The following is an 18074-nucleotide window of genomic DNA, read 5'->3' as shown; positions in this document are numbered from 1 at the left end:
TTCGGCCGCACACTACTGGGGAGCGAGACACACGTGGCTGACGAGGCGAAGCTTCGCGAGTACCTCAAGAGGGCGATCGCGGATGCCCGGGACGCGCGCAGGAAGCTGCGCGAGCTGGAGGACAAGGACAGCGAGCCCATCGCCATCGTGGGCATGGCCTGCCGCTATCCGGGCGGTGTCCGGTCGCCGGAAAACCTGTGGCGGCTGGTCGAGGACGGGGTCGACGCGGTCGCCGGGTTCCCGACGAACCGCGGGTGGGACCTGGACCGGCTGTTCGACCCCGACCCGGACCAGGTCGGCACCTCCTACGCCCGCGAGGGCGGGTTCCTGCACGACGCCGACTTGTTCGACGCCGAGTTCTTCGGCATGTCGCCGCGTGAGGCGCTGGCGACGGACCCGCAGCAGCGGCTGCTGCTGGAAACGGCGTGGGAAGCCCTGGAGACGGCGGGGTTGCCCCCGTCGTCCGTGCGCGGCTCGCGCACCGGCGTGTTCACCGGCGTGATGTACAACGACTACGGTTCGCGGCCCCGGCTGTCCTCCCCGGACTTCGAGGGCTACCTGTTCAGCGGCAGCGCGGGCAGCATCGCGGCTGGTCGGCTGGCTTACACGTTCGGCCTGGAAGGACCCGCCGTCGCGGTGGACACGGCGTGTTCGTCGTCGTTGGTGGCGTTGCACCTGGCGGCGCAGTCGTTGCGGCAGGGTGAGTGTGAGTTGGCGTTGGCGGGTGGTGTGACCGTGATGTCGACACCTACCGCCTTCGTCGAGTTCTCGCGGTTGCGCGGCTTGTCCGTTGACGGTCGGTGTCGGTCGTTTGCGGCGGGTGCGGAGGGTACGGGTTGGTCTGAGGGTGTTGGTTTGTTGTTGTTGGAGCGGTTGTCGGATGCGCGGCGTCATGGGCATCGTGTGTTGGCGGTGGTGCGCGGTAGCGCGGTCAACCAGGATGGCGCGTCGAATGGTTTGACCGCACCGAATGGTCCGTCGCAGGAGCGTGTTATCCGTCAGGCGTTGGCGAGTGCGGGTCTGGGTCCGTCCGATGTGGATGCTGTGGAGGCTCATGGGACGGGTACGCGTCTGGGTGATCCGATCGAGGCGCAGGCGTTGTTGGCCGCTTACGGGCAGGAGCGCGCGGTTCCGCTGTACTTGGGGTCGTTGAAGTCCAACATCGGTCATGCCCAGGCCGCGGCGGGTGTCGGCGGTGTGATCAAGATGGTCGAGGCCATGCGGCACGGTGTGCTGCCTCCCACGTTGCACGTGGACGAGCCGACTCCGCACGTGGACTGGTCGTCGGGCTCGGTGGAGTTGCTGACCGAGGCGCGGCCCTGGCCGGAGGTCGACCGCCCGCGCCGGGCCGCCGTGTCGTCCTTCGGCTTCGGCGGCACCAACGCGCACGTCATCATCGAGCAGCCCTCGGAGCACGGGCCGGTCGAGGTCGGGCAGGTCGAAGCAGGGCAGCCTGACGCGGCGCCGGTCGAAGCCGTGCGGGTCGGGTCGGAGCCCGTGTCCGTCGTGCTGCCGGTGGTGCCCTTCGTGGTGTCCGGCCGGAGCGAAGCCGCGGCCCGCGCCCAGGCCGAACTGCTGTCCACCGCGGCGGGCTCGGACCTGGACGTGGCCTACTCGCTGGCAACCACCCGGCAGCCGTTCGCCTGGCGGGCGGTCGGCGTGGACCGCGTGCTCCGCGAACCGGCGCCCGTCGGCGAGGGCGGCACCGCGTTCCTGTTCACCGGTCAGGGCTCGCAGCGGGTCGGCATGGGCCTGGAGTTGGCACGGACCTTCCCGGTGTTCGCCGGCGCCCTGGACGAGGTCCTGGCCCGCTTCGACCTCCCGCTGCGCGAGCTCATAGCCTCCGGCGAGGGTTTGGACCGGACCGGCGCCGCACAGCCCGCGCTGTTCGCGGTCGAGGTCGCCTTGTTCCGGATGCTGGAGCACTGGGGCGTTCGGCCGGACCTGCTGGCCGGCCACTCGATCGGCGAGCTCGCCGCCGCGCACGTGGCGGGCGTGCTGTCGCTCGACGACGCGGCCACGCTGGTCGCGGCCCGCGGCCGGCTGATGCAGGCCCTGCCCGAGGGCGGCGCGATGGTTGCCGTGCAGGCGACCGAGGACGAGGTCCGGCCGCTGCTGGGCGACCGCGTGTCCATCGCCGCGATCAACGGCCCGACCGCGGTCGTGCTCTCCGGTGACGAGGACGCCGTCTCCGCCGCCGCCGCGACGTTCGCAGAGCGAGGTCGCCGGACCAAGCGGCTGCGGGTCAGCCACGCGTTCCACTCCGCCCACATGGACCCGATGCTGGTGGAGTTCCGGCTGGTCGCGGAAAACCTGACCTACCACCGCCCGGCCGTGCCGATCGTGTCCACCGTGACCGGCGCGCTCGCCGACCGGCTGACCGAGCCGGGCTACTGGGTCGAGCAGGTCCGCCAAGAGGTCCGTTTCGCGGACGCCGTGGCCACCTTGCGCGCGCAGGGCGTGACCAACGTGGTCGAGCTGGGTCCCGACAGCGTGCTGTCGGCCATGGCCGGCGACGGCGTGCCGCTGATGCGCGCGGGCCGGCCCGAGGCCGAGACCGCCATCGCGGCGCTCGCCGAGCTGCACGGTCGCGGCGTGGCCGTGGACTGGGAGGCGTTCTTCGCCGGCACCGGCGCCACCCGGGTGCCGCTGCCCACGTACCCGTTCCAGCGCGACCGCTACTGGCTGAGCCCCACCGCCGGTGGCGGGGACGTGGCGGCGGCCGGTCTCGACGACGCCCACCACCCGCTGCTCGGCGCGGTGGTCGAGGTCGCCGACGGCGGCTCTGTCGTGCTGACCGGCAGGTTGAGCGCCGACGGCTGGTTGGGCGACCACCGGGTCGCCGGCGCCGTCGTCGTGCCCGGCACGGCGCTGCTGGAGCTGGCGTTGCGCGCCGCGACCGAGGTGGGCTTGGAGCGGGTCGAGGAGTTGACCGTCACCGCGCCCCTGGTGCTGCCCGAGGGCGGGGCCGTGCAGGTGCAGCTGCTCGTGGGTGAGGCCGACGAACACGGCACGCGCACCCTGGAGGTGCACGCCCGCTCGGCCGGCCGCGCGTGGCAGCGGCACGCGACGGGCGCGCTCGCCACCGCGCCCGTCCCGGTGCCCGCCGACCTGGTGGTGTGGCCGCCGGAGGGCGCGACCGAAGTCGACTTGGACGGGGTCTACGAGCGCGTCGCCGAGGACGGCTACTCCTACGGCCCGGTGTTCCGCGGCCTGCGCCGCCTGTGGCGGCGCGACGGCGACCTGTTCGCCGAGCTCGCCCTGCCCGAGTCCGCCCGTGCCGAAGCCGCCGCGTTCACCGTGCACCCGGCGCTGCTCGACGCCGCCGCGCACCCGCTGCTGCCAGGCGTCGCCGACCCCGACCGGCAGGCGCTGCTGCCCTTCACGTGGTCGGGCGTGACAGTGGCGACGTCCGGCGCGACGGCTCTGCGGGCGCGGATCACCGCCACCGGGCCCGAGTCGGCGTCGATGGTGCTCGCCGACGAACTCGGCACGCCGGTGGCGGTCGTGGAGTCGTTGGCGCTGCGGCCGTTCAAGCTGGGCCCGGTCACCCGCGACACGCTGTTCGAGCCGCGCTGGACCCCGATCGCCGGCGGCACCCCGTCCGGCGCGGCGTTCGACATCATGCCGATCCCGTTGCCCGACACCGACGACGTGGTCGCCGCCGCACACACCGCGACCCGGCAGACCTTGGAGCTGGTGCGCGGGTGGCTCGCCGAGGACCGCGAGGGGCAGCTCGTCGTGCTGACCCGTGCGGGCGTGCTGGCGCACACCGCGGTGCGCGGATTGGTGCGCACCGCGCAGACCGAGCACCCCGGCCGGGTGGTGCTCGTCGAGACCGACGGCACCGACGCGTCCGGCGCCGCCTTGGACGCCGCGCTCGCGACCGGTGAACCGCAGCTGTCGCTGCGCGAGGGCGAGATCCGGGTGCCCCGCCTGGCCCGACGGGAACCGGCGGACTCCGCCACCGGCACGCCGTTCGCGGACGGCACCGTGCTCGTCACCGGCGCCACCGGCGTGCTGGGCGCCGTCCTCGCCCGGCACTTGGTGGTCGAGCATGGCGCCACCGATCTGCTGCTGGTCAGCAGGAGCGGCGCGGCGGCCCCCGGCGCGGCGGAGTTGACGGCCGACCTGACCGCCCTGGGCGCCGACGTCACGCTCGTCGCGTGCGACGTCGCCGACCGCGCGGCGCTGGCCGAACTGGTGGCGCGGCACCCGGTCAAGGCCGTCGTGCACACCGCGGGCGTGCTCGCCGACGGCGTGCTCGGATCGCTGACCGACGAGCAGGTCACGGCCGTGCTGCGGCCCAAGGTGGACGCGGCCTGGAACCTGCACGAGGTCACGCGCGACCTCGACCTGTCCGCGTTCGTCCTGTACTCGTCGCTGGCGGGTCAGCTGGGCAACGCCGGGCAGGCGAACTACTCGGCGGCCAACACCTGGCTCGACGGCCTGGCCGAGCACCGACACGAGCTGGGCCTGCCCGCCACGTCGCTGGCATGGGGCCTGTGGGCGCAGGCCAGCGACATCACCGGTCACCTGGCGGACGTGGACGTCAAGCGGATCGAGCGGACAGGTCTGCTCGCGCTGTCCACCCAGGACGCCCTGGCCTCGTTCGACGTCGCGCTCGCCCTGCGTGCACCGGTGGTCGCCATCACCGGCGTCGACCCGGCCACGCTGGGCGCGCTGGGGGAGGACGCCCCCGTCGTCCTGCGCGGCCTCGTGCCGCCGACCCGTCGCACCCGCCGCACCGGCGGCTCCCTCGCCGAGCGGCTGGCCGGCCTCGCCCAGGCCGAACGCGACCGAGCCCTTGTGAACCTGGTCCGCGCCCAGGTGGCCGCGGTGCTCGGACACGCCGACGCAGGCGCGGTCCCGGCCGACCGGGCGTTCCAGGAGCTGGGTTTCGACTCGTTGACCGCGGTCGAGCTGCGCAACGAGCTCAACGCCGTCACGGGCCTGCGGCTGCCGACCACGCTGGTGTTCGACCACCCGTCGCCCGCCGCGCTGGCCGCGCACCTGTCGGGAGAGTTGTTCGGCGGCGCGCCGGAGGTGGTCGCCGCCGCCGTGACCGCCACGGACGACGATCCCATCGTCATCATCGGCATGGCCTGCCGGTACCCGGGCGGGGTGGGGTCCCCGCGCGAGCTGTGGGACCTCGTCGCGCAGGGCGTGGACGCGGTCTCGCCGTTCCCGACCAACCGCGGCTGGCCGGACCTGTACGACCCGGACCCGGACCACGCGGGTCGGTCCTACACCCGCGAGGGCGGGTTCCTGCACGACGCCGACTTGTTCGACGCCGAGTTCTTCGGGATGTCGCCGCGCGAGGCGCTGGCCACGGACCCGCAGCAGCGGCTGCTGCTGGAGACGGCCTGGGAGAGCCTGGAGAACGCCGGGGTGGACCCGGCCCGGCTGCGCGGTTCGCGGACCGGCGTGTTCACCGGCGTGATGTACCACGACTACGGCTCAGGGCTGGCCGAGACTCCCGAGGACCTGGAGGGTTACCTGGCCGGCGGCAAGCTGAGCAGCGTCGCGTCGGGTCGGGTGTCCTACACCTTCGGGTGGGAGGGGCCGGCGATCACCGTCGACACGGCGTGTTCGTCGTCGTTGGTGGCGTTGCACTTGGCGGCGCAGTCGTTGCGGCAGGGTGAGTGTGAGTTGGCGTTGGCGGGTGGTGTGACGGTGATGTCGACGCCGACCGCGTTCGTCGAGTTCTCGCGGCAGCGTGGTTTGTCCGTTGACGGTCGGTGTCGGTCGTTTGCCGCGGGTGCGGAGGGTACGGGTTGGTCTGAGGGTGTTGGTTTGTTGTTGTTGGAGCGGTTGTCGGATGCGAGGCGTCATGGGCATCGTGTGTTGGCGGTGGTGCGCGGTAGCGCGGTCAACCAGGATGGCGCGTCGAATGGTTTGACCGCCCCGAATGGTCCGTCGCAGGAGCGCGTTATCCGTCAGGCGTTGGCGAGTGCGGGTCTGCGCCCGTCCGATGTGGATGCTGTCGAGGCGCATGGGACGGGTACGCGTCTTGGTGATCCGATCGAGGCGCAGGCGTTGTTGGCCGCCTATGGGCAGGAGCGCCGGGTTCCCCTCTATTTGGGGTCGTTGAAGTCGAACATCGGTCACGCCCAGGCCGCGGCCGGTGTGGGCGGTGTGATCAAGATGGTGGAGGCGATGCGGCACGGTGTGCTGCCCCGCAGCCTGTACTCCGATGACCCCACGCCGCACGTGGACTGGTCGTCGGGCTCGGTCGAGTTGTTGACCGAGGCGCGGCCCTGGCCGGAAACCGGTCGTCCGCGCCGGGCGGGGGTGTCCTCGTTCGGTATCAGCGGCACCAACGCGCACGTCATCATCGAGCAGCCACCAGCCGAGGTGGAGCCGACCGCCGAGGTGGACCTGTCGGTCGCCCCCTGGGTGCTGTCCGGTCGAAACCCCGAAGCGGTGCGCGAACTGGCCCGCAGGCTGGCGACGGTGGACGCCCGCGACCTGGACGTGGCCTTCACCCTCGCCACGGCGCGGTCCGCGCTCCCGCACCGGGCTTCGGTGGTGCGCCGCGACGACCTGGCGTCAGTGGAACCCGTCGTCGCCGCCGAGGGCCGGACCGCGTTCGTGTTCACCGGTCAGGGTTCGCAGCGGGTGGGCATGGGGCTTGAGCTCGCGCGGTACTTCCCAACGTTCGCGGCGGCCTTCGACGAGGTGTGCACCGCGCTGGACCCGTTGCTGGACCGGCCGTTGCGGGCGGTGATCGACTCCGGCGAGGGGTTGGACGACACCGGTTGGGCGCAGCCGGCCATCTTCGCGGTCGAGGTGGCGCTCTTCCGGCTGGTGGAGTCCTGGGGCGTGCGACCGGATTTCGTGGCCGGTCACTCCATCGGTGAGATCGCGGCGGCCCACGTCGCCGGGATGTTCGACCTGGAGGACGCGGCGAAGCTGGTGGCGGCGCGCGCCACGTTGATGCAGGCCTTGCCGCCCGGCGGTGCGATGGTCGCCGTGCAGGCCGCCGAGGACGTCGTCCGGTCACTGCTGGAGTCCGGTGTGGACATCGCCGCGGTCAACGGCCCGACCTCCGTCGTGCTCTCCGGTGACGAGGGCGCCGTGCTGAGGGTCGTCGAGGCCCTCGGCGCCCGGTCGAAGAGGCTCACCGTCAGCCACGCGTTCCACTCCGCGCACATGGACCCGATGCTCACCGGCTTCCGCGAGATGGTCGAAGGGCTCACCTACCACGAGCCCGCTGTCCCGGTGGTCTCCACGGTGACGGGCGAACCGGCCGAGAAGATGACCACCCCGGAATACTGGGTGGCGCAGGTCCGCAGCACGGTGCGGTTCGCCGACGCGGTGCACGCCCTGGTCGGCCTGGGCGTGACCACGCTGGTCGAGCTGGGTCCCGATGCCGTGCTGTCGGCCATGGCCCCGGCCATCACCGCCGACGCGGCCGCCGTGCCGCTGCTGCGCCGCACCCGATCCGAGCCCGAGGCGGTCGCCGCGGCCCTGGGCGCCCTGCACACCCGCGGCGTGGCCGTCGACTGGTCGGCGTACTTCCGCGGCTCGGGCGCACGGCGGGTCGACCTGCCGACCTACCCGTTCCAGCACGAGCGGTACTGGCTGGAGTCCGCGCCTGCCTCCGTGCGCGTCTCCGGGCACCCGCTGCTCGGCCCGGCCACCGCGGTCGCCGGGGCGGATCGGGTGCTGTTCACCGGTCTGCTCGAAGGCGGCTCCTGGCTGGCCGACCACCTGGCGGTGCCGCCCGCGGCGTTCGTGGAGATGGCGATCCAGGCGGGCGACAAGCTCGGCGCCCCGGTGTTGGCGGAGCTGGAGACCGACCTGCCGCTGACGCTCCCCGCCCATGTGCAGCTGTCCGTGGACGTGGCCGACCAGGACGGCCGGCGGGCCTTCACCGTCTACGCGCGGCCGGACGTCGAGGACGCGGCGTGGACCGCGCACGCCACCGGTGTGCTTGCCGCGAACGGCGGGGACGAGCCCGCGGTCATGGGCGCCGGCACGCCCGTGCGGCTGCCCGACGCGTTCGCGGGGGAGGCCGGCGCGTACGGCCTGCACCCGGTTCTGCTCGACCTGGCGGCGCCGAGCGTCGTTGGCGGGACGACCGTCCGGGTGCCGACGACCTGGCGCGGGGTGCGGCTGCACGCCGCGCACGCCGAAGCCGTCGAGGTCCACCTGCGGCACGTCGGAGGTGACACCGCGTCCCTCGTCCTCGCCGACGCCACCGGTCGCCCGGTGCTCACCGCCGAGGCGGTCGAGTTCCGCGACATCCCGGTCGAGCGGTTCGCCGCCCGGTCGCCGCTGCGCGCACTGACCTGGGCGGAGGTGTCCGCCGAAGCCGGCACCCCGGCCGAGGTGGTCCGCCTGGAGGTCGGCTCGGGTGACCCGGTCGCCGCCGCCCACCTGGCCGTGGCGCGGGCGCTGGAACTGGTGCGCGAGCAGTCCGCCCCGTTGGTCGTGGCGACGAGCGGCGCGGTCGCGGTGGCCGACGAGGACGTCGACCTCGCCGCCGCGGCGGCCTGGGGCCTGCTGCGCTCAGCCCAGTCCGAGCTGCCCGAGGGCAGCCTGATCCTGGTGGACACCGACGGCGACGTGCTCGTACCCGCCGGCGAGGTCCAGGTGGCGGTGCGCGGCGGTCGGGTGTTCTCACCGCGCCTCACCCCGGTGGAGCCCGCCGGCGGCGGGACGGTCTGGGGAGGCACGGCACTGGTCACCGGCCCGCTGGGCGGACTGGTCGCCCGGCACCTGGTCGAGGCGCACGGTGTTCGCAAGGTGGTGCTGGTCGACGCCGAGGCGCCGGGGTTGGCCGCCGAGACCGTGTCGGCGACGTGGGACGGGTTGGCCGCCGCGGTGGCAGAGCACCGGCCTACCGCCGTCGTGCACACGGCCGGCGAGCAGAACGACGGCCCGCTGCGGGCGGTCACGTCCGACGCCCTGGCCGCCGCGCTCGAACCCGGCGTGGACCACGCCTGGCGGCTGCACGAGCTGCTTCCCGACGTCACCGCGTTCGTGCTGTTCTCCTCCACCGCCGGCGTGCTCGGCGCACCCGGCCGGGCCGGGGACGCCGCCGCCGCGTCGTTCACCGACGCCCTGGCCCGTCACCGCGCGGCCCTCGGGCTCCCTGCGGTGGCGGTCGCGTTCGGTCCGCGCGGTGGTGTACCGGGCTTCCCGGCCGTCTCCGACGAGGAGCTGCCCGGCCTGCTCGACGCCGCGGTGGGTGCCGGGCACCCTGTGGTGGTGGCCGCGCCGCTCGACGTGGCGGCACTCCGCGCCTCGGAACGCGTACCGGTCCCGCTGCGGGTCGGCCTGGCGCCCCGGCGGCGCTCGGCCGACGACGGCCAGGCCGCATCGCTGGTGGCGTCGTTGGCCGGCCTGGAGGCGGACGAACGCCGGGACGTCGTACTGGACCTCGTCCGCCGCGAGGTGGCCGCGGTGCTGGGGCAGAAGGATCCGGCCGCGATCGGCGAGCAGCGGCCGTTCCAAGAGCTGGGCTTCGACTCGCTGACCGCCGTCGAGCTGCGCAACCGACTGGCCGCGGCAACGGGCGTGGCGCTGCAGGCGACGCTGGTGTTCGACCACCCGACGCCTGCCGCGCTCTCCGACCACGTGCTCGGCGTGCTCGCGCCCGCGGCGGACGAGTCCGTGCTGTCCGAACTCGACCGGCTCGAGTCCCTGCTCGACGGCGTGGCCGGGAAGGACGACCAGCGCGACGAGATCACGGCGCGGCTGCGCACCATGCTGTCCCGCTGGACCTCCCAGCTCGGCGCGCCGCCCGCGGACGACGGCTCCGCGGTGGCGCTCGAATCCGCGTCGGCCGCCGAACTGTTCGACTTCATCGACAACGAACTCGGTCGCGCCGCCGACCGGTCCGCCTGATCCGCACCGGGAGATATCGGCGATGTCCAACGAACAGAAGATGGTCGAGTACCTGAAGTGGGTCACGGCCGACCTGAAGAAGGCGCGGCAGCGCATCGAGGAGCTGGAGGCGGGCGGCACCGAGCCGATCGCGATCGTCGCCATGGCGTGCCGCTACCCGGGCGGCGTGTCCTCGCCCGAGGACCTGTGGCGGCTGGTGCTGGAGGGCGGCGACGGCATCACCGCGTGGCCGGACGACCGCGGCTGGGACGTGGACGCGCTCTACGACCCGGACCCGACGCGCACCGGCACCTCCTACACCGATCAAGGCGGGTTCATCGCCGACGCGACGAGCTTCGACGCCGGGTTCTTCGGCATCTCGCCGCGCGAGGCGCTGTCGATGGACCCGCAGCAGCGGGTGCTGCTGGAGACCGCCTGGGAGCTGTTCGAGCGTGCGGGCCTCGACCCGACGACCCTGCGCGGCAGTTCGACGGGCGTGTTCGCCGGAGTGGGGGAGCAGACCTACCTGGGTCTGGACGGCCCGGCGGAGCTGGAGGGCTACCTCATGACGGGCAAGCTCAGCAGCGTCGCGTCCGGTCGGGTGTCCTACACGTTCGGGTTGGAGGGGCCGGCGGTCACGGTGGACACGGCGTGCTCGTCCTCGCTGGTGGCCATGCACCTGGCGGCGCAGTCCCTGCGGCAGGGCGAGTCCACCCTGGCCGTCGCGGGCGGGGCCACCGTGTACGGCCACCCCGGCGGCTACGTCGACTTCTCCCGCCAGCGCGGGCTGGCCGCCGACGGCCGCTGCCGCTCGTTCTCCGCCGACGCGAACGGCACCGGCTGGTCCGAGGGCGTCGGCTTGGTGCTGTTGGAGAAGCTGTCCGACGCGCGCCGCAACGGGCACCCCGTGCTGGCGGTGCTGCGCGGCAGCGCGGTCAACCAGGACGGCGCCTCGAACGGTCTCACCGCGCCCAACGGTCCCTCGCAAGAACGCGTCATCCGCGCCGCCTTGGCCAACGCCCGGCTGTCCCCGGTGGACGTCGACGTGGTCGAGGCGCACGGCACGGCGACGCGCCTGGGTGACCCGATCGAGGCCACCGCGCTGCTGAACACCTACGGCAGGGACCGCCCGACGCCCCTGTACCTGGGGTCGCTGAAGTCGAACATCGGCCACTCGGTCGCCGCAGCCGGTATCGGCGGTGTGATCAAGGCGGTCATGGCTGTCCGCCACGCCACTCTGCCCAAGACCCTGCACGTCAGCGAGCCAACGCCGTTCGTGGACTGGTCGGCGGGCTCTGTCGAGCTGCTCACCGAGAACCGCCCGTGGCCGGAGACCGGCAGGCCGCGACGGGCGGGCGTGTCGTCGTTCGGCGTGAGCGGCACCAACGCGCACGTCATCCTGGAGCAGGCCCCCGTGGTCGAGGAGCCCGAGCCGGTTGCCCCGGAGGTGCGCCTCCCGGTGGTGCCGTGGGTGCTGTCGGGCCGTTCGCCCGAGGCGCTGCGGGTCCAGGCCGATCGGTTGCGCGACTTCACCGCCGAAACGGCCCCCGACCCGCTGGACGTGGCCTTCTCGCTGGCCACCACGCGCGTTGCGCTGGAGCACCGGGCCGTGGTCGTCGGCGCGGACCGGGAGGCACTGCCGGCCGGTCTGGACACCGTCGCCCCGGCCACCCGCGTCAACGGCCGGACCGCGTTCGTGTTCACCGGTCAGGGTTCGCAGCGGATCGGCATGGGTTTGGAGCTGGCGAAATCCTTCCCGGCGTTCGCGGCGGCTTTGGACGCGGTGTGTGCCGTGTTGGACCCGTTGTTGGACCGGCCGTTGCGGGAGGTGATCGCCACCGGTGAGGGGTTGGACGACACCGGTTGGGCGCAGCCCGCGATCTTCGCGGTCGAAGTGGCGTTGTTCCGGCTGTTGGAGTCCTGGGGCGTGCGCCCCGATCTGGTGGCCGGCCACTCCGTCGGTGAGATCGCGGCGGCCCACGTCGCCGGGGTGTTCGACCTGGAGGACGCGGCGAAGCTGGTGGCGGCGCGCGCCACGTTGATGCAGGCCTTGCCGCCAGGGGGCGCGATGGTCGCCGTGCGCGCCACCGAGGCCGAGGTGCTGCCGCTGCTGATCGCCGGCGTCGACGTCGCCGCGGTCAACGGACCCACCTCCGTCGTGCTCTCCGGTGACGAGGACGCCGTCCTGGCGGTCGCCGCGCGGCTTGCCGAGCGGAGCCGCAAGACCACCAGGCTCACCGTCAGCCACGCCTTCCACTCCGCGCACATGGACCCGATGCTCGCCGACTTCCGCGAGGTCGTCGAAGGGTTGACCTTCCACCGCGCGGCGCTGCCCGTCGTCTCGGCCCTGACGGGCGCGGTCACCGACGCGCTCACCGACGCCGACCACTGGGTGCGGCACGTTCGGGAGCCGGTCCGCTTCGCCGACGCCGTGCGCGCCCTGGCCGACGCGGGCGCCACCGCCTTCGTCGAGATCGGTCCGGACGCGGTGCTGACCGCCCTGGTCGGCGAGGTGCTCGGCGACCGGGCCCAGGCGGCGGTGCCCGTGCTGCGCCGCACCACGCCCGACGCCGAGGCGCTGATCACCGGGCTGGGCAGGCTGCACGCCCACGGCGTCGACGTCGACTGGTCCTCGTTCTTCGCGGGTACCGGCGCCCGCCGGATCGACCTGCCGACCTACGCCTTCCAGCGGTCCCGCTACTGGGTGCGGAACGAGGAGGCGGCGAACACCGCCGCCCTGGGCGTGCGCGCGGCCGAGCACCCGATGCTGGGCGCGGCCGTGACGGTGGCCGACACCGGCGACGTGCTGCTCACCGGCCTGCTGTCGCCCAAGGCGCAGCCGTGGCTGGCCGATCACGACGTCGTGCCGGGCGTCGTGCTGCTCGAACTGGCGATCCGCGCGGGCGACGAGGTCGGTTGCACGGTGGTGGACGAACTGGTCGCCCACACGCCCTTGGTGCTCGACGGCAAGGCCAGCGTGCAGCTCCAGGTGCGGGTCGGCCCGGCGGGCGACGACGGCGCGCACCCGCTGTCCGTGCACGCCCGCCCCGGCGACTCGGACGGCTCGTGGACGCTGCACGCCACCGGCTCGGTGAGCCTGGGCACGACGGCGGCGGCGTTCGACCAGGACGCCGCCGCGGCCGAGGTGGAGCTGCCGGAGCACCTGGTCGGCGAGGCCGGCGCGTACGGCCTGCACCCGGTGCTGCTGGAGGCCGCGCTGCGGGTGGGCGTGGACGGCGAACCGGTCCGCTGGCGGTCCGTGCGGCTGCACGCGACGGGCGCGACGGCGCTGCGCGTCCGCCAGATCCCCGGCGCGGACGGCGAGGTGGCGCTGCTGCTGTCGGACCGGACCGGCAGGCCGGTGGCGGCGGTCGGCGGCGTGCTGGCTCGGCCCCGCGCGGCCGACGTCCTGGCGCGGGCCCGCGTGCGCGGCCAGGACGCCCTGTTCCGGGTGGTGTGGCGGCCGGTGTCGCTGCCCGGGCGCGCGGTGCGCTGGGGCGTGCTGGAGTCCGGCCCGTTCGACGTGGACGTGCTCGACCCGCAGCGGTTCACCGACCCGGCCGCCGCAGCGGACCCGGACAAGCCCGTGGACGCCGTCCTCGCCCCGTTCGCGTCCGCCCCCGGTGCGGATACCGTCGCCTCCGCGCACGAGGTGGCGGCGCGCGCCCTCGACGTGGTGCGCCGCTGGCTGGCCGACGACCGGCTCACCGGCACGCCGCTGGTCGTGCTGACCAGGGGCGCCACCGCGCCCACCCCGGCGCTCGCCGACCTCGGCGCGGCGGCGGTGTGGGGTCTGGTGCGCTCCGCCCAGTCCGAGGCGCCGGGCCGGGTCGTGCTGGTCGACGCGGACGACGACCAGGCGTCGCTGGAGGCGTTGGGCGGCGTGGTGAACGCCGGCGAGCCGCAGTTGGCCGTGCGCGGCGGGCGCCTGTTCGTGCCGAGGCTGGATCGGACGCCGGCACCGGCAGCCGACCCGGTGTGGGACCCGGCCGGCACTGTCCTGATCACCGGCGGCACCGGGTCGCTGGGCGCGACGTTCGCGCGGCACCTGGTCGCCGAGCACGGCGTGTCACGGTTGCTGCTCACCAGTCGGCGCGGCCTGGACAGCGCCGGCGCGACCGCGCTGGTCGACGACCTGACCGGCCTCGGCGCGGACGTGACCGTGGCGGCGTGCGACGTGGCCGACCGGGCTGCGCTGGCAGCGCTGCTCGACGCCCACCCGGTGACGGCCGTCCTGCACACCGCGGGTGTCGCCGATGACGGGCTGCTGGCCTCGATGACGCCGGAGCGGCTCTCGGCCGTGCTGCGGCCCAAGGTCGACGCCGCCTGGCACCTGCACGAGCTGACCCGCGACCGCGAGCTGACCGCCTTCGTGCTGTTCTCCTCGGTCGCGGGCGTGATCGGCGGTCCCGGCCAGTCCAACTACGCCGCCGCCAACACGTTCCTCGACGCGCTCGCCGAGCACCGCGCCGCCCTCGGCCTGCCCGCGACGTCCGTCGCGTGGGGCCTGTGGGAGCAGGAGGGCGGCATCAGCGGCCACTTGGACGAAACCGACCGCAGACGCATCGCCCGCGGCGGCTTCCTGCCGATCGCACAGGACGTCGGCCCCGCGCTGCTCGACCGCGCGCTGGGGACCGGCACACCGGCGGTCGTCGCAACGCCGCTGGACCTGGCCGCACTCCGCGGGCAGGGCATGTCGCCGCTGCTGTCCGGGCTGGTCCGCACCCCGCCGCGCGCGACCGCTCGCAACGACGAGACCGCCGACACCGCGCTGGCCGACACGCTTCACGGCTTGGCGGAGGACGAGCAGCGGCTGTTCCTGGTCGACGTCGTGCTCACCGAGACCGCCGCGGTGCTCGGCCACGCCTCACCGGAGCGCATCGGTCCCGACCAGGCGTTCGGCGACCTGGGCTTCGACTCGCTGGTGTCGGTCGAGCTGCGCAACCGGCTCGCCGCGCGGTGCGCCACCGCGCTGCCGCCCACGCTGGTGTTCGACCACCCCTCACCCGCCGCGCTCGCCGCGTTCCTGCACACCCAGCTCCTCCCGTCCCGCGACCGGGCGGACCGCGAGGACTACACCGCGGACGTGGTGCTGGACGACGACATCCGCCCCGTCGAGCCGGTGGTGACCGTCGTCGACGACCCGCAGCACGTCTTCCTCACCGGCGCCACCGGCTTCCTCGGCGCCTTCCTGCTGCGGGACCTGCTGCGCACCACGAAGGCGACCGTGCACTGCCTGGTCCGCGCCGCCGACGACATCGACGGCCTGCGCCGCGTGCGGGAGAACCTGGAGTACTACCGCGTGTGGGACGAGGTCGACCCGAGCCGCCTCGTCGTGCGCACCGGCGACCTGGCGCAGCCGCGCCTCGGGTTGGGGGAGGAGCTGTTCGACGAGTTGGCACGCACGGTCGACGTCGTCTACCACGCAGGCGCGACCGTGCACTGGCTGAGGCCGTACGGCGACCTCAAGGAGGCCAACGTCGGCGGGACCCGGGAGGTGCTGCGGCTGGCCGCCCGGCACCGCACCGTACCGGTGCACCACGTCTCCACCGTCGGCGTCTTCGCCGGCGCGAACCCGCACGGCGCGGCGCTGCGGACCAGCGCCCCGACCGGGCCCGCCGAGGCCCTGCCCAGCGGCTACCTGCGCACCAAGTGGGTGTCCGAGCAGGTCGTCGGGTTGGCCCGGGACCGCGGCATCCCGGTATCGGTGTACCGGGTCGACGTCATCTCCGGCGACCAGGCGAACGGCGCGTGCCAAACGCGCGACTTCGTGTGGCTCAGCCTCAAGGGCATCATCCAGGCGGGCTCGGCCCCCGCGGGCGTCGGTGGCTACTTCCACCTCGTGCCGGTGGACTACGTCAGCTCGGCGATCGTCGAGCTGTCCCGCCGGGCGTCGGGTCGCACGTTCCACCTCTACAACGAGCACCGGGTGGAACTGCCGGACCTGGTGCGCCGTCTGCGGTCCCTCGGCTACACCATCGCGGACCGCGACCCCGACCAGTGGTTCGCCGCCGTCGCCGCCGACCGCGACAACGCGCTCGTCCCGCTGCTCGACGCCTTCCGGATGATGACCGCCGACAGCGCGTCCTTCTACCCACCCATCGACGTCACCGACACCGCGGTCGCGCTCGACGGGAGCGGCATCGACTGCCCGACCGTGACCGAGGAGCTGTTCCGCGCCTACGTGAAGTTCTTCATCGAAGCCGGCCACTTCCCACCACCTGCACAGATCGAGGGAGCATGACGATCACCAACGACGCTTCCACTTCCACCGACCGCACCGATCTGCGGTCACGGGTGACCGAACTGCGAGCGATGAAGGAGTCGGCCAGGCTCGGGCCGTCGCCCAAGGCGACCGACGCGCAGCGGTCACGCGGCAAGCTGACCGTGCACGAGCGGCTGAACCTGCTGTTCGACCCGGGTACGTTCCGGGAGGTCGAGCAGTTGCGCAGGCACCGGGCGACCGGCTTCGGGCTGGAGGAGCGCAAGCCGCACACGGACGGCGTGGTCACCGGGTGGGGCAAGGTGCACGGGCGCACCGTGTACGTCTACGCCCACGACTTCCGCATCTTCGGCGGGTCGCTGGGCGAGGCGCACGCCGAGAAGATCCACAAGGTGATGGACCTCGCCGAGGCGGCGGGCGCGCCGATCGTCGCGCTGTCGGACGGCGCGGGCGCCCGCATCCAGGAAGGCGTCACGGCGTTGGCCGGGTACGGTGGCATCTTCCGCCGCAACGTCCGCGCCTCCGGGGTGATCCCGCAGATCAGCGTGATGCTCGGGCCGTGCGCGGGCGGCGCGACGTACTCCCCGGCGCTGACGGACTTCGTGTTCATGGTGCGCGACATCTCGCAGATGTACATCACCGGACCCGACGTCGTGCAGGCGGTCACCGGCGAGCGGATCAGCCATGACCAACTGGGCGGTGCGGAGGTGCACGGCACCGTCTCCGGCGCGGCGCAGTTCGTCTACGACACCGAGCAGGAGTGCCTCGAGGACGTCCGCCACCTCATCTCGCTGCTTCCGTCGAACAACCGGGAGCCTGCCCCGGCGGTGGCGTCGTCCGACCCGCGGGACCGCGCCAACAACCGACTGCTGGACTTGGTGCCCGCGGACTCCACCCGCGCCTACGACATGCGGGCGGTCATCGAGGAGGTCGTCGACGACGGCGACTTGTTCGAGGTCCACGCCGGCTGGGCCACCAACATCGTCTGCGGGTTCGCCCGGCTGGATGGGCACGTGGTCGGCATCGTGGCCAACCAGCCCGCCTCGCTGGCGGGTGTGCTGGACATCCACGCCTCCGAGAAGGCGGCCCGGTTCGTGCAGAACTGCGACGCGTTCTCGATCCCTCTGGTGACGCTGGTGGACGTGCCGGGTTTCCTGCCCGGCAGCGATCAAGAGCACGGCGGCATCATCCGGCACGGCGCGAAGCTGCTGTACGCGTATTGCAACGCGACCGTACCCCGCATTCAAGTGATCGTCCGCAAGGCGTACGGCGGCGCGTACATCGTCATGGACTCCCGGTCGATCGGCTGCGACCTGTCCTACGCCTGGCCGATCAACGAGGTGGCGGTGATGGGCGCGGAGGGCGCGGCGAACGTGGTGTTCCGCCGCGAGATCGCTGCGGCCCCCGATCCGAAGGTGGCCCGAGCGCAGCGCATCAAGGAGTACCAGCAGCAGCTGATGCACCCCTACTACGCGGCCGAGCGCGGCCTGGTGGATGACGTCATCGACCCGGCCGACACCCGTGCCGTGCTCATCGACGGACTGGAGGCGCTGCGCGCCAAGCACGCATCCCTGCCTTCTCGCAAGCACGGGAACCAGCCGGTATGACCCCGTTCCTGAAGGTGCTCAAGGGCGAGCCCACCGAAGAGGAGCTGGCGGCCGTGACGGTGGCCCTGCTCGCCGCGACCGCTCCTCCCGTGCAGGAGCAGGCGCCTAGGCCGCGGCAGAGGCTCCACTGGCACCGGCTCGGCGAGCCGTACGCGGCGCCGACCGCCTGGACCACACGGCTGTGACATCGGACGATGATCCGGTGCACGTCGACGTCCCAGCCTTCCTGCCTGCGCGGGGCGCCGATCCGTTGCGGGAGCGCGGTGGCATTGCGGTGCTGGACGAGGCGGCATGCCGCGGCCACTGGCCGGCCGCAGAGCTCATGCGTGCCTGGATTGAGCGGGAGGGCCGGGGAGTCGATCAGCATCATCTCCCGCCAGATCGGCAAGCCACCCGGCTCGGTGTTC

General features: G+C 73.4%; 3 protein-coding genes and 1 pseudogene. All 4 read left to right on the top strand.

Annotated features, from left to right (window positions below; genetic code table 11):
- Positions 1-33 precede the first annotated feature (33 nt).
- Positions 34-9858 carry an SDR family NAD(P)-dependent oxidoreductase gene (locus ACRAKH_RS19155; protein ID WP_447009154.1) on the top strand — a complete coding sequence of 3275 codons (9825 nt, stop codon included), beginning with the start codon at positions 34-36 and terminating at the stop codon, positions 9856-9858.
- Between the two features lie 25 nt (positions 9859-9883).
- Positions 9884-16081, top strand: a pseudogene (locus tag ACRAKH_RS19150) (thioester reductase domain-containing protein); the annotation flags it as partial.
- Entirely contained in the window at positions 16078-17667 is a 1590-nt protein-coding gene (locus ACRAKH_RS19145) for an acyl-CoA carboxylase subunit beta (RefSeq protein WP_380726929.1), read from the top strand. The pseudogene ACRAKH_RS19150 and the gene ACRAKH_RS19145, both read left to right, overlap by 4 nt.
- Positions 17664-17852 (top strand): acyl-CoA carboxylase epsilon subunit, encoded by a 189-nt coding sequence (locus ACRAKH_RS19140; RefSeq protein ID WP_380726931.1) that lies wholly within the window; start codon positions 17664-17666, stop codon positions 17850-17852. Before ACRAKH_RS19145 ends, ACRAKH_RS19140 begins: the two co-directional genes overlap by 4 nt.
- The last annotated feature ends 222 nt before the right edge of the window (positions 17853-18074 follow it).

It is taken from the genome of Saccharothrix hoggarensis (assembly GCF_052936025.1).
Note: the sequence above shows the minus strand (reverse complement) of the source record. Positions and strands in the feature narration are given on the sequence as shown.

Bases quoted from the DNA above. Each gene is read 5' to 3' on its own strand.
- ACRAKH_RS19145 (WP_380726929.1), top strand. From the start codon at position 16,078: ATGACGATCACCAACGACGCTTCCACTTCCACCGACCGCACCGATCTG.
- ACRAKH_RS19140 (WP_380726931.1), top strand. From the start codon at position 17,664: ATGACCCCGTTCCTGAAGGTGCTCAAGGGCGAGCCCACCGAAGAGGAG.